12 protein-coding genes are annotated in these 12,542 nt (G+C 70.9%); 6 read left to right on the forward strand and 6 right to left on the reverse strand.

All coding sequences use genetic code 11. The annotated features are described in order from the left end of the window. Positions 1-10 precede the first annotated feature (10 nt). A complete protein-coding gene (uvrB, locus tag SLINC_RS11980; RefSeq protein WP_067430612.1) occupies positions 11-2,143 on the reverse strand; it encodes an excinuclease ABC subunit UvrB in 2,133 nt (710 codons plus the stop codon). A gap of 452 nt (positions 2,144-2,595) precedes the next feature. Beyond that, positions 2,596-3,465, reverse strand: a complete 870-nt coding sequence (locus SLINC_RS11985) for an MHYT domain-containing protein (protein ID WP_067430615.1) — start codon at positions 3,463-3,465, stop codon at positions 2,596-2,598. Between the two features lie 279 nt (positions 3,466-3,744). Between SLINC_RS11985 and SLINC_RS11990 the strand changes: the two genes are divergently transcribed. From SLINC_RS11990 to fdhA, 3 genes are all read left to right on the forward strand, one after another. Further along, entirely contained in the window at positions 3,745-4,620 is an 876-nt protein-coding gene (locus tag SLINC_RS11990; RefSeq protein WP_067430619.1) for a glycerophosphodiester phosphodiesterase, read from the forward strand. An 85-nt stretch (positions 4,621-4,705) separates the two neighbouring features. Then, on the forward strand, positions 4,706-5,260 hold the full coding sequence (locus tag SLINC_RS11995) for a methylated-DNA--[protein]-cysteine S-methyltransferase (protein WP_067430622.1): 555 nt from the start codon (positions 4,706-4,708) through the stop codon (positions 5,258-5,260). 144 nt (positions 5,261-5,404) lie between these two features. Next, positions 5,405-6,631 carry a formaldehyde dehydrogenase, glutathione-independent gene (gene fdhA, locus SLINC_RS12000; RefSeq protein ID WP_067430625.1) on the forward strand — a complete coding sequence of 409 codons (1,227 nt, stop codon included), beginning with the start codon at positions 5,405-5,407 and terminating at the stop codon, positions 6,629-6,631. Positions 6,632-6,679: 48 nt separating this feature from the next. On the opposite strand, the gene SLINC_RS12005 is transcribed toward fdhA, so the two are convergent. Beyond that, a complete protein-coding gene (locus tag SLINC_RS12005) occupies positions 6,680-7,108 on the reverse strand; it encodes a VOC family protein (RefSeq protein ID WP_067430628.1) in 429 nt (142 codons plus the stop codon). A 98-nt stretch (positions 7,109-7,206) separates the two neighbouring features. Between SLINC_RS12005 and SLINC_RS12010 the strand changes: the two genes are divergently transcribed. Both SLINC_RS12010 and SLINC_RS12015 read left to right on the forward strand, forming a co-directional pair. Next, entirely contained in the window at positions 7,207-8,115 is a 909-nt protein-coding gene (locus SLINC_RS12010; protein WP_067430631.1) for a pseudouridine-5'-phosphate glycosidase, read from the forward strand. Positions 8,116-8,147: 32 nt separating this feature from the next. Further along, the gene (locus SLINC_RS12015) at positions 8,148-9,080 is read left to right on the forward strand and encodes a carbohydrate kinase family protein (protein WP_067445251.1); all 933 of its coding nucleotides are present in this window, start codon (positions 8,148-8,150) and stop codon (positions 9,078-9,080) included. Positions 9,081-9,164: 84 nt separating this feature from the next. On the opposite strand, the gene SLINC_RS12020 is transcribed toward SLINC_RS12015, so the two are convergent. Continuing rightward, positions 9,165-9,959, reverse strand: coding sequence for a methyltransferase domain-containing protein (locus SLINC_RS12020; RefSeq protein ID WP_067430634.1), 795 nt, complete (start codon positions 9,957-9,959; stop codon positions 9,165-9,167). A 194-nt stretch (positions 9,960-10,153) separates the two neighbouring features. On the opposite strand from SLINC_RS12020, the gene SLINC_RS12025 reads away from it, so the two are divergent. Further along, positions 10,154-11,278, forward strand: a complete 1,125-nt coding sequence (locus SLINC_RS12025) for a magnesium and cobalt transport protein CorA (RefSeq protein WP_067430637.1) — start codon at positions 10,154-10,156, stop codon at positions 11,276-11,278. Between the two features lie 4 nt (positions 11,279-11,282). Here the strand turns inward: SLINC_RS12025 and SLINC_RS12030 are convergent, their stop codons facing one another. Continuing rightward, positions 11,283-11,714 carry a CBS domain-containing protein gene (locus SLINC_RS12030; RefSeq protein ID WP_067430640.1) on the reverse strand — a complete coding sequence of 144 codons (432 nt, stop codon included), beginning with the start codon at positions 11,712-11,714 and terminating at the stop codon, positions 11,283-11,285. Between the two features lie 152 nt (positions 11,715-11,866). Beyond that, positions 11,867-12,517: a nucleoside/nucleotide kinase family protein gene (locus SLINC_RS12035; protein WP_067430643.1), complete on the reverse strand. Its 651-nt coding sequence runs from the start codon at positions 12,515-12,517 to the stop codon at positions 11,867-11,869. Between the last annotated feature and the right edge of the window lie 25 nt (positions 12,518-12,542).

The following is a 12,542-nucleotide window of genomic DNA, read 5'->3' on the forward strand; positions in this document are numbered from 1 at the left end:
GGGGGGAGGGTCAGGCCAGGCCCGCCTCCTTCATCTGACGCAGTTCCTTCTTCATCTCGGAGACCTCGTCGCGCAGTCGGGCCGCGACCTCGAACTGGAGGTCGGCGGCCGCGGCGCGCATGCGCTGCGTCATCTCCTCGATCTGCCCGGTGAGTTCGGCGACGGGGCGGTCCGTTGGAACGGTCTCCTTGCCCTTCGCCGTCTTGGCGCCCTTGGCCGCCTTGCCGCCGAGGGCGGGCACCGGGGCCTTGGCTCCCTTGCCGTCCTGGGACTTGCGGTAGCCGGAGCCCAGCAGCTGCTCCGTGTCGACGTCCTCGCGGGCGATCTGCGCCACGATGTCGTTGATCTTCTTGCGCAGCGGCTGGGGGTCGAGGCCCCGCTCCGTGTTGTAGGCGATCTGCTTCTCCCGGCGGCGGTTGGTCTCGTCGATGGCCTTCTCCATCGCCGGGGTGATCTTGTCGGCGTACATGTGGACCTGGCCGGAGACGTTGCGCGCCGCGCGGCCGATGGTCTGGATCAGGGAGGTGCCCGAGCGCAGGAAGCCCTCCTTGTCGGCGTCGAGGATCGCCACCAGCGACACCTCGGGCAGGTCGAGGCCCTCGCGCAGCAGGTTGATGCCGACCAGGACGTCGAACTCGCCGGAGCGGAGCTCGCGCAGCAGCTCGATGCGGCGCAGTGTGTCGACGTCGCTGTGCAGGTAGCGGACCTGGATGCCGAGTTCCAGGAAGTAGTCGGTGAGGTCCTCGGACATCTTCTTGGTGAGGGTGGTGACCAGGATGCGCTCGTCCTTCTCGGTGCGCGTGCGGATCTCGTGCACCAGGTCGTCGATCTGGCCCTCGGTGGGCTTGACCACGACCTCGGGGTCGACCAGGCCGGTCGGGCGGATGATCTGCTCGACGACGCCGTCCCCGCGGGAGAGCTCGTACTTGCCGGGGGTGGCCGACAGGTAGACGGTCTGGCCGATGCGCTCGGTGAACTCCTCCCACTTCAGGGGGCGGTTGTCCAGGGCGGAGGGGAGGCGGAAGCCGTGGTCGACGAGGGTGCGCTTGCGGGAGGCGTCGCCCTCGTACATGGCGCCGATCTGGGGCACGGTCACGTGCGACTCGTCGATGACGAGCAGGAAGTCGTCCGGGAAGTAGTCCAGCAGGGTGTTCGGCGGCGAGCCGGGCGAGCGGCCGTCGAAGTGCATCGAGTAGTTCTCGACGCCGGAGCAGGAACCGATCTGGCGGAGCATCTCCAGGTCGTACGTGGTGCGCATGCGCAGGCGCTGGGCCTCCAGGAGCTTGCCCTGCTTCTCCAGCTCGGCCAGGCGTTCTCCCAGCTCCTTCTCGATGTCGTTGACGGCCCGCTCCAAGCGCTCGGGACCCGCGACGTAGTGGGAGGCCGGGAAGACGTACAGCTGGTGGTCGTCGCTGATGATCTCGCCGGTGAGGGGATGCAGGGTCGACAGGGCCTCGATCTCGTCGCCGAACATCTCGATGCGGACGGCGAGTTCCTCGTAGACCGGGAAGATCTCGATGGTGTCGCCGCGGACGCGGAAGGTGCCGCGGGTGAAGGCCAGGTCGTTGCGCGTGTACTGGATGTCCACGAAGCGGCGCAGCAGCTGGTCGCGGTCGATCTCGTCGCCGACCTTGAGGGGGACCATGCGGTCCACGTACTCCTGGGGAGTGCCGAGGCCGTAGATGCAGGAGACGGAGGCGACCACGACGACGTCGCGGCGGGTGAGCAGCGAGTTGGTCGCGGAGTGGCGCAGGCGCTCCACCTCCTCGTTGATGGAGGAGTCCTTCTCGATGTAGGTGTCCGACTGCGGGACGTACGCCTCGGGCTGGTAGTAGTCGTAGTACGAGACGAAGTACTCGACCGCGTTGTTCGGCAGGAGCTCGCGGAACTCGTTCGCCAGCTGGGCGGCCAGGGTCTTGTTCGGCGCCATCACCAGGGTGGGGCGCTGGAGCTTCTCGATCATCCACGCCGTGGTGGCGGACTTGCCGGTGCCGGTCGCGCCGAGCAGGACGACGTCCTTCTCACCTGCCTCGACACGCTTGGCCAGCTCGGCGATGGCCGCCGGCTGGTCACCGCTGGGCTGGTAGGGGCTGACGACCTCGAAGGGCGCCACCGTGCGTTCGATCTTGGAAACTGGCCGCATGGAATCCACGGTACGACCCACCACTGACAACGCGGCGGGATCGGCGGTTTCGCGGGGTTGCGGAGTGCTTGGGCGAGGCGGGTGATGGGGCCCCTGGGGGCGGGCGCACGCTTGGGGACCGGCTGGGATCGGCGGTCCTTGCGGACGGTGCGGGTCTGCCGCAGACCGGGCCGGGGCCGAGTGGACCCACGCGGCGGTGCGGGCGTGCGGTCGGAGCGGCCCGGGCTCAGCGAACCTGCGAGGTCGGGCGCACTTCGCAGAGCGAGTCCCGTTCAGCGCGCCTACGCGGCGGGGGTGGGTCGGGCGGGGGCCGGCTGGGCTCAGCAGCGTGTGGGCCTGCGGTGGAGGAGCCGGGCTCAGCGGACCTGCGAGGTCGGGCGGGCGCTGCGCAGAGCGGGCCCGGTTCAGTGGGCCTGCGCGGCCGTGCGTCGCCGCGGCGGCGTGGCCCGAGCTCAGCGGTTCTGTGGCGTGCGGGAGCGTTGGTGGCCCGAGTGGCGGCGGCTGCGCAGGACGAGGCGGCGGCTCGGGGGGTGGGCGACGAGTTCGCGTGCGGGGACGCCCGGCTTGTTCTCCACGGGCGTCCAGACCGGCTTCCCCATGACCATCAGCGGGTCGAACACCACCACGACACCGGCCAGGAGCAGGAAGGCCAGCGGGCCGATCATCAGGGGCGCCAGCAAAGACGCGGCGGAGTCACCGGTGATGGGGGCCGCGGTGCCGTGGACGTGGACGCTGAGGGCGGCCATGCCCGTGTAGTGCATGCCGGTGACGGCGAGCCCCATGATGAGGCTCGCGCCCACGCTCCACAGGAACCCTCGGACCTGCCCGGCGGCCCACAGCGCGACGGTGGCGGCGGCGACGGCTATGACGACGGAGACGGCGACGGTGACGGTGTTGTACTCCAGCTTGCCGTTGAGACGCATTCCGGCCATGCCCAGATAGTGCATGGAGGCGATTCCCAGACCGGTGATGGCACCCCCGGTCATCAGGGCCGTTCCCTTCGCCCCCCGGTAACCGACGATGAAGATCCCGATGCCGACCATGACGATGGCGACGCCCAGGCTCGCGAAGGTCATCGATCTGTCGTAGTGGATCGGCGCCTGCTCGACCTTGAAGCCCATCATCGCGACGAAGTGCATGGTCCATATGCCGGAGCCGATCGCGGCCGAACCGAGGGCCAGCCAGCCGGGACGCCAGGAATTGCTGACGAGCATGGACCGGGTCGTGCAGCGCAGACCCAGGGCACCGCCGAGGCAGGCCATGAGGTAGGCCACCAGCGGTGTGACGAGTCCGTAGCTGAATCCGTCGACCGTGCCTTGCATGCGCGGCTGCCCTTCCGCCTTCTTACGCCCCGGAATTTCCTGATGTGCACCCCTCCCCAGGACCGCCCGAGCGGTCAGGGCTGAGGCAGAGAGTATGACCCCCACCGGAATGGTCGAACGATTTTCCGGCAAAGAAACACGCCCTTGCCCCAGTTGTGCGGCACCAGTGAGCGGACTTGGGGCGAGTCCATTCAACTTGTGGCCATTCTGCACCCCCCTGGTGGTCACCCTCTGCTGTCACAGTTGAGCTGTCCGTGATGCTCGACGCGAGGAGAACGCATGCACGCGCGCGCAGTTGCCGCCACGACCACCGCGCTCCTGGGGACCACCGCCTTCCTGCCTCCCTCCTTCGACGCCCGGGCCGACGCGGCCACCGACCGCCCGACGGTCATCGCCCACCGCGGCGCCTCCGCGTACGCCCCCGAGAACACGCTGGCCGCCGTGGACAAGGCCGCCGAGCTGGGCGTCGACTGGGTCGAGAACGACGTCCAGCGCACCAAGGACGGCGAGCTCGTCGTCCTGCACGACGACAGCCTGCGGCGCACCACCGACGTCGAGCAGGTCTTCCCCGGGCGGGCACCGTGGAAGGTGAAGGACTTCACGGCCGCCGAGATCGCGCGTCTCGACGCGGGGAGCTGGTTCGGCGCCGCGTACGCGGGCGCGCGCGTGCCGACGCTCCAGCAGTACGTGCACCGTGTCGAGCTGCACCACCAGAAGCTGCTCCTGGAGATCAAGAACCCGGATCTGTATCCGGGCATCGAGCGGCAGACCCTGAAGGTCCTCAGCAACGAGGGCTGGCTCGACCAGGGGCATGTCGTGGACCGGCTGATCGTGCAGAGCTTCAGCGCGGCCAGCGTACGGACGGTGCACAAGCTCAAGCCCGGGGTCAGGACCGGTTTCCTGGGCACGCCGCGCGTGGCCGACCTGCCCGAGTACGCCACCTTCGCCGACCAGATCAACCCCTCGTACAGCACGATCTCCACCGGATACGTCGCCGGCGTCCAGGCCTTCACCGGACCGCACGGCAGGCCGCTGGAGGTCTTCACCTGGACCGTCAACAGCGCCAACACCGCCCGACGGGTCGCCGGCCACGGCGTGGACGGCATCATCACCAACGCACCCGACGTGGTGCGCGACGCGCTGCCGTCGTCCTGAGCCCCGCCCCCCCCGGGGAGCCGGTGGAAGCCCGCTTCCACCGACTCCCCGAGCGTTGTCAGTGGTGGGTCGTACGGTGGAGCGCATGAACAGCGAAGGGCAGTACGAGCAGCAGGTCGTGTGGACCGTCCTCGCCACCGACATCGGTCCGCTGCTGCTGGCCGCGACCCGCGAGGGCCTGGTCAACGTCGTGTTCCACGCCACGGACCCGGTCCGCGACAAGGCGCTCGACCGGCTCGCCTCACGTCTGGGCGGCGAGCCCGTGGAGGCTCCCGCATCCCCTCTACTGGCCGAGGCGATACGGCAGCTGGAGACGTACTTCGCCGGTGAGCGGCGTGCCTTCGAGCTGCCCCTGGACTGGTCGCTGATCTCCGGCTTCAACCGCCAGGTGCTGCGCGAGCTGGCGTCCGGCGTGCCCTACGGCTCGGTCGTGGGATACGGCGATCTGGCCGGCCGGGTCGGCCAGCCGGGTGCGGCCCAGGCCGTGGGCATGGCGATGGGCGCCAACCCGCTGCCGGTCGTCGTGCCCTGCCACCGGGTCGTCGAGAGCGACGGCGGCATCGGCGGCTTCGGCGGCGGGCTGGAGACCAAGCGGAAGCTGCTGGCCCTGGAGGGCGTGCTGCCCGAGCCCCTGTTCTGAGCCGCGGCCGTGGTTCCCGGCCCTCCGGTCCGCGCGCGACGGCTGGCCGGAAGTGCGGGGCGGTAGCAGACTCCGCCATGCGCACAGCCGCTCGCATCCGAAGGGCATCCGGCAGACCCGGATCCGAAGGGACGGCGATCACGCATGAGCGAAAACAGGGGAGTCGCATATCTCAAGCCGGGCGCGGTGGAGATCAGGACCATCGATCGCCCCACGCTCGAACTCCAGGACGGGCCGGGGGTCGCTCCCGAGAACGTCGGCAGGAAGTGCCGGCACGGAGTGATCCTCAAAGTGCTCGCCACCAACATCTGCGGCAGCGACCAGCACATGGTGCGGGGGCGGACCACCGCGCCCGAGGGTCTGGTCCTCGGCCACGAGATCACCGGAGAGGTCGTCGAACGGGGCCCGGACGTCGAGTTCGTCGAGGTCGGCGACATCGTCTCCGTACCGTTCAACATCGCCTGCGGGCGGTGCCGCAACTGCAAGGAACGCAAGACGGGCATCTGTCTGAACGTCAATCCGTCCCGCCCCGGTGCCGCCTACGGCTATGTCGACATGGGCGGCTGGGTCGGCGGTCAGGCCGAGTACGCCATGGTCCCGTACGCGGACTTCAACCTGCTGAGGTTCCCGGACCGCGACGAGGCCCGCGAGAAGCTGCTCGATCTGACCATGCTGTCGGACATCTTCCCGACCGGTTTCCACGGTGTGGTCAGTTCGGGGGCCGGCGTCGGGTCGACGGTGTACGTCGCCGGTGCGGGACCGGTCGGTCTCGCGGCGGCCGCTTCGGCGCAGCTGCTGGGCGCGGCCGTGGTCATCGTCGGCGACCTCAACGCCGAACGGCTCGCCCAGGCACGGAGTTTCGGCTGCGAGACCGTCGACGTGTCCCAGGGTGGCGTCGAGGAGCAGATCGCGCAGATCCTCGGTGAGCCCGAGGTGGACGCCGCTGTCGACGCGGTCGGCTTCGAGGCCCGGGCGCACGGCAGGGACGCCCCGGAGGCGCCCGCCACCGTCCTGAACTCGCTGATGGGCCTCACGCGCGCGGGCGGTGCCCTGGGCATCCCCGGCCTGTACGTCACGGACGATCCGGGAGGTGTCGACGAGGACGCCAGGAGCGGCACGCTGAAGGTGCGGCTCGGACTCGGCTGGGCCAAGAGCCACCGCTTCACGACCGGTCAGTGCCCGGTGATGACGTACAACCGCAACCTGATGATGGCGATCCTGCACGGCCGGGTGCACATCGCCAAGGCGGTCAACGCGACCGTCATCGGGCTGGACGACGCACCGCGCGGCTACGCCGAGTTCGACCAGGGCGCGAGCCGCAAGTACGTGCTCGATCCGCACGGGGCGCTGAAGGGGGTACGGCCGGTCTGACACCCCGTTCTCGTGAGGGGGCCGCGCGGACGCGGCCCCCTCGCCCGCTCAGTCGTAGTGCCGCGCCTCGAAGACGTTGCCGTCGGGATCGCGGAAGTAGAAGCTGCGGCGGGCCATGCCCCGGGCGCCGAAGGAGTCGTAGGAGATCTCCGAGACGGGGACCGAGCGTTCCTCCAGGCGGGCGCGCAGCGCCTCGAAGCCGTCGCCGGGCAGGGCCAGGCAGACGTGGTTGACCGGGTGGCCCGCGCTCCGGGCCGCGTCCGGGACCATCGTCATGCGCTCCGCCATGGTGAGCGGCATGAGGTCGAGGATGGTCTCGTCGTTGAGCCGTACGGAGGGGAAGGGCACCGCTCCCGCGGCGAAGTCGGTGATCCTCAGGGGTTCCATGCCGACCGCCTTCTCGTAGAAGTCGGCCGACGCCAGCGGGTCGCCCACCCAGAGGACGACGTGGTCGAGACGTGTCGTGTTGTCCGTCATGTGGCCAGGCTGGTGGTGTCCCCCACACCCCGCAAGTGTTTGACGGCGGGCGCCGCCCGCCAGAGATGAGGGAAGACCCACCGACAGGAGGCAGGCACGTGGTGCTGGTGTTGTCCGAGGAAGTGCGCGACGCGATCGACGCGCGTCGACCCGTCGTGGCCCTGGAGTCCACGATCATCGCGCACGGGCTGCCGCGCCCGCGCAACCTCCAGGTGGCACTGGAGCTGGAGGACGTCGTACGGCAGGAGGGCGCCGTCCCCGCGACGATCGCCGTGCTGGACGGGCGTCCGCATGTCGGCCTGGACAAGGAGCAGTTGGAGCGGGTCGCGAACGAGGACGGCATCCGCAAGCTGGGCCACCGGGACCTGCCGCTCGCGGTGGCGTCCGGGGCGAGCGGTGCGACCACGGTGTCCGCGACGGCACAGCTGGCGGCGCTGGCCGGCGTGCGGGTGTTCGCGACCGGCGGTCTCGGCGGGGTGCACCGGGAGTGGACGGTGACGCAGGACGAGTCGGCCGACCTCGGACTGCTGGCGCGCACCCGGATCACCGTGGTGTGCGCGGGCGTGAAGTCCATCCTGGACGTGCCCGCGACCCTGCAACGGCTGGAGACACTGGGCGTCGCGGTGGCCGGGTACGGCACCGACCGGTTCCCCGGCTTCTACCTGTCCGACTCGGGACATCCCGTGGAGTGGACGCTGGACTCCCCGCAGCAGGTGTCCGACGTGATGCGGGCGCAGGACACGCTCGACGGTCCCGCGTCGTCACTGATCGTCGCCAATCCGGTGCCCGAGGCCGAGCAGCTGGATCCCGAGCTGCACGCGCGCGTGCTGGCCGACGCGCTGCACGCGTGCGAGGAGGCGGGGGTCACCGGCCAGGGAGTGACGCCGTTCCTGCTGAACTACCTGGTGCAGCACACCGACGGAGCCTCCCTGAGCGCCAATCTGGCGGCCGTGCGGGGCAACGTACGGCTGGCGGGACGGATCGCGGCGGCCTGGGCCCGGGCGTGACGGCGGAGCGCCCCCGGCACGAGGCGGCCGACGTGGCGGACGGTCGGCGGGGCCACACGCCTCCCGCGGGGGCGCTGCTGGTCGTCGGGGACGTCGTCACGGACGTCGTGGCCCGGCCCCGGGGGCCGCTCGCCACCGGTACGGACACGGTCGCGACGATCCGGACGGTGCCGGGCGGCGCGGGCGCCAACGTGGCGTGCTGGGCCGCGCGGGACGACCGGGTGGAGGTACGGCTGCTCGGCCGGGTGGGCACGGACGCGGCCGTCTGGCACGAGCGGGAGCTCGTCGCCCGTGGTGTACGGGCCCGGCTCGTCGTGGACGAGGAGGCGCCGACCGCCACGGTGATCTGCCTGGTCGACGCGGATGCGGCGGCCGAGCGGACGTTCCTCACCGACAGCGGTGCCTCGTTGCGGCTCTCGCCGGACGACTGGTCGGACGCGCTGCTCGACGGGGTCGCCCGGCTGCACCTGTCGGGGTATCTGCTGTTCTCGGAACCGAGCCGTGCGCTGGTGACGGTGGCCCTGGCGGCGGCACGCGCGCGTGGGGTGCCGGTGAGCCTGGATCCGGCGTCGGCCGGTTTCCTCGTGGAGTTGGGGGTGGACCGTTTCCTGGCGCTCGCCGAGGGCGTGGACGTGCTGCTGCCCAGCCGCGACGAGGCGTGCCTGCTCACCGGTCTGCCCGACCCGGCGGACGCGGCGGCCAAGCTGAGCCACCACGTCCCGCTGGTGGTCGCCAAGCAGGGTGTGGAGGGTGCGCTGGTGGCCCGTTCCGGCACCGTGATCGCCCACGTGCCCGCCGTACCGGCGACGCCCCGGGACACCACCGGGGCCGGCGACGCCTTCACGGGCGCCTTCCTCGCCGCCCTGCTCGCGGGTGCCGGAGCCGAGGAGGCGGCGGCGGAGGGGTGTCGGGCGGGGGCCTCGGCGGTGGAGCGGGTGGGAGGCCGTCCACCGGTGCGGGGCTGACGGGCACGGTCACCGGCCTCCGTCGCCCCTTCACGCCTCACTCAGCCTTTCCGCTCCCCTCTTCTACGCGCGCACGCCCACGCCCTACCCCTTGCGCCCCCACGCCGAGATCATCGGAGCGGTGGCCAGGTCCATGCCGCCGGCCGCGATGTTCGCGAGGTGGCGGTCGATGTCCTGGTCCGTGGCGTGCCCGGCGGCGACGAGTTGGTCGCGGATCTGGCGGACGGTGGCGGCCTCCAGGGCGGTGCAGGCAGGCGAGGTGACCGGGAAGTAGGCGTCGGCCTCGACCTGGCGCAGACCGGCCTCGCGGAGCAGGCGGGGCAGCCTGCGCCCGTAGGCGAGGTCGGCGCCGCGGTCGGCGAGCAACTGTCGGAAGCCCTGCCGCAGCCGGTTCGCCAGCTGCTGTTCGGGACCGTGCTCATCGGGACAGAGCAGGGGCTGGAGGGCGGGGTCGGCGTCCTCGACGAGGAGCCGTCCACCGGGTCGCAGGGCCCTGACCATCGACCGCAACGCGTTCTCCCGGTCCGGCACATGGACCAGCACCAGCCGGGCGTGGACCAGGTCGAAGCCCTCCCCCGGCGGCTCGTCGGCCCCGACGTCGTGGACGCGGACCTGGACCGGCGGCCGGGCCGCCGCGGCGACCCGTGAGGTGTCGATGTCGGTGGCCACGACCCGTCCGGTCGGGCCGACCTTCTTGGCCAGCCAGGACACCACGGAGGTACCGCCCGCACCGACCTCCCAGCAGCGCCAGCCCGGTCCGATGCCGAAGCCTTCGAGGTGCCGGAAGGTCGTGGGGTCGAAGAGTGCGGCGAAGGCGTCGAAACGTTCCCCCGCCTCGGTCTGCCGGTTGTCGAGGAGGTATCCGTCGGTTCGCTTCATGCCGCGATCATTCCAGTTGTCCGGCTTGTCGGAAGGAGGCGACGCGACACCTGCGGCGAAACCGTCGTCCACAGGCGGGAACAAAGCGGAACGTCCTGTTCCCACAGGCTTACCCACTCCACACACCGAGCTGGCAAACTGGCTCGCCAGGACGCGGAAACGCGCTACGGGGGAGATCCACGCAAGGAGACCAGATGTCCATGGCAGGGAATCTGCGGAAGGTCACGAGCCTCGGCAGGGTAGGCGGCCTCCGCAGAGTGGCACGACTGGCCAGGCGACGTCCGCGCGTCGACCTGAGCCATCCGGCACGGTCTCCGCTGGGCTCCTCGGTGGTCAACTGCGTGACCTACCGGGAGGGCGTCCGCATCCCCGCGGGCGGCGATCTCGTCGACACCGTGGAGCGGATGCGCAAGAACCGCGAGGGCTTCGTCTGGCTCGGTCTGCACGAGCCGACGGAGCGGGAGTTCGCGGGCATCGCCGACCTCTTCGACCTGCACCCGCTGGCGGTCGAGGACGCGGTCGAGGCCCATCAGCGCCCGAAGGTGGAGCGCTACGGCGAGACGCTGTTCGCGGTGTTCAAAACGGTCTGCTACGTCGAGCACGAGGAGCTCACAGCGACCAGCGAGGTGGTCAACACCGGCGAGATCATGGTGTTCGTCGGCCGGGACTTCGTGATCACGGTGCGCCACGGCCGGCACGGCTCCCTGGGGCCGCTCCGCGAGGAGCTGGAGTCCGCCCCGGAGCAGCTCGCCAAGGGCCCGGCCGCGGTGCTGCACGCGGTCGCGGACCATGTGGTGGACGACTATCTGAACGTGACCGACTCGGTGCAGGCGGACATCGACCTGGTCGAGATGGCCGTGTTCGCGGACGGCGCCCGGGTCGACGCGGGCCGCATCTACCAGCTCAAACGCGAACTGCTCGAACTGAAGCGGGCGGTGGTCCCGCTCGGCCGCCCGCTCGAAGAGCTCTCCACCCGGCCGGCCCGCGTGGTCGACCCGGAGATACAGGCCTACTTCCGCGACGTCTCCGACCATCTGCTGAGGGCCAAGGAGCAGATCGCCTCCTTCGACGAACTCCTCAACTCGATCCTCCAGGCCCACCTGGCGCAGGTGACGGTCGCACAGAACGAGGACATGCGGAAGATCACGGCATGGGCCGCGATCATCGCCGTACCGACGATGGTGTGCGGGGTCTACGGCATGAACTTCGAACACATGCCGGAGCTGCACTGGAAGTACGGCTACGGCATGGTCCTGGGCGTGATATCCGTCGCGTGCCTGGTGCTGTACCGGGGGTTCCGGCGCAGCGGCTGGCTCTGAGGGGTCAGGGGCGGGCGGGGGTCCGGGCGTAGACGCTCTCGGCCCAGGTCGCGATCTGGTCCTCGGTCAGGTGCCGGGCGAGGTCGGCCTCGCTGATCATGCCGACCAGGCGCTTGTTCTCGATGACGGGGAGCCGGCGGATCTGGTGCTCCTGCATCTCGTGGAGCACGTCGCCCACGTCCGCGCTCGCCTCGATCCAGCGGGGAGTGCCGTGGGCCATCTCGCCCGCGGTGACCCTGGCCGGGTCGTGGCCCATGGCCACACAGCCGACGACGATGTCGCGGTCGGTGAGGATGCCGCAGAGCCGTTCGTTCTCGTCGCTGATGGGCAGGGCTCCGACGTTCAGTTCGCGCATGAGCTGGGCGGCGCGGTCCAGGGTCTCGTGGGCGGGGATCCATCGGGCGCCGCGGTGCATGATGTCTCCGGCGGTGGTCATGGAGTACCTCCTGGTGCCGGACGGCCGGCGCGGCGCGGAGGGCACCGCAAGTCCCGGCGCCCTACATTCTGGCGTCGCCGCCGCACACCCGCACCCGGAGCGCCTCCCGGACCAGGCATGCCCTCTCAGACACGCCCTCCGAGGGGGCCGGTTCAGCCGCCCGAGCCGTTCCAGGCCGGGTGACGTGGGTCGTCGGCGCGTACCAGGACGTCGGCCGTGACGGCCGGGTCGGTCTCGTCCGTGTAGCGCTCGAAGGCGGGCAGGGTCCAGTGCTCGGCCTCCGGGGTGCGGCGGCGCAGGGCGCCCGGCGAGAGGAGGACGTGGACGGTCAGGTCGAAGGGGAACCAGTGTCGCAACAGGAGGGGGCCGTGCAGCAACAGGACGCCGCCGGGCGGGAGTTGGACGTAGGGGCTGCGGGTGGCGCGGTCGGTGGCCGGGTCCCACAGGTCGGGCAGGACTCTGCCGTCGCCGTCGGGTTCGAGGGGGCCGAAGACCTCGCGCCACAGGGCGCCGGTGTCGAACCAGCCGTCGTAGTAGGCGTCCACGTCCTGGTGGCCGTACTCCAGGCGGAGCGAGGCGGGGCGCAGGAAGCCCTCCGTGCCGACGGCCAGGGAGGAACGGCCGCGCATCCGCAGGGATTCCGAGACGCGGGCGGCCAGGTCGCCGGGGCGGGCTGCGGGGGCGCCGTCGAAGGCGATGCGCGGCCAGGGGCTGCCGTCGGCCGGCTTCAGGTCGAGCAGTCGCTCGGCCAGGAGGTCGCCGAGTCGGTCCCAGGTGATCGCTTCGAGTCGCACAGGGCCCATGATGCGTCAGGCCGGGGTCGGGAGG

Source organism: Streptomyces lincolnensis, assembly GCF_001685355.1.
GTDB classification, from domain to species: Bacteria; Actinomycetota; Actinomycetes; order Streptomycetales; family Streptomycetaceae; genus Streptomyces; species Streptomyces lincolnensis.

Excerpts from the sequence above, each read along its gene's own strand:
- uvrB (WP_067430612.1), bottom strand. The coding sequence starts at position 2,143 with ATGCGGCCAGTTTCCAAGATCGAACGCACGGTGGCGCCCTTCGAGGTC.
- SLINC_RS11985 (WP_067430615.1), bottom strand. The coding sequence starts at position 3,465 with ATGCAAGGCACGGTCGACGGATTCAGCTACGGACTCGTCACACCGCTG.
- SLINC_RS11990 (WP_067430619.1), top strand. The coding sequence starts at position 3,745 with ATGCACGCGCGCGCAGTTGCCGCCACGACCACCGCGCTCCTGGGGACC.
- SLINC_RS11995 (WP_067430622.1), top strand. The coding sequence starts at position 4,706 with ATGAACAGCGAAGGGCAGTACGAGCAGCAGGTCGTGTGGACCGTCCTC.
- fdhA (WP_067430625.1), top strand. The coding sequence starts at position 5,405 with ATGAGCGAAAACAGGGGAGTCGCATATCTCAAGCCGGGCGCGGTGGAG.
- SLINC_RS12005 (WP_067430628.1), bottom strand. The coding sequence starts at position 7,108 with ATGACGGACAACACGACACGTCTCGACCACGTCGTCCTCTGGGTGGGC.
- SLINC_RS12020 (WP_067430634.1), bottom strand. The coding sequence starts at position 9,959 with ATGAAGCGAACCGACGGATACCTCCTCGACAACCGGCAGACCGAGGCG.
- SLINC_RS12025 (WP_067430637.1), top strand. The coding sequence starts at position 10,154 with ATGTCCATGGCAGGGAATCTGCGGAAGGTCACGAGCCTCGGCAGGGTA.
- SLINC_RS12030 (WP_067430640.1), bottom strand. The coding sequence starts at position 11,714 with ATGACCACCGCCGGAGACATCATGCACCGCGGCGCCCGATGGATCCCC.
- SLINC_RS12035 (WP_067430643.1), bottom strand. The coding sequence starts at position 12,517 with ATGGGCCCTGTGCGACTCGAAGCGATCACCTGGGACCGACTCGGCGAC.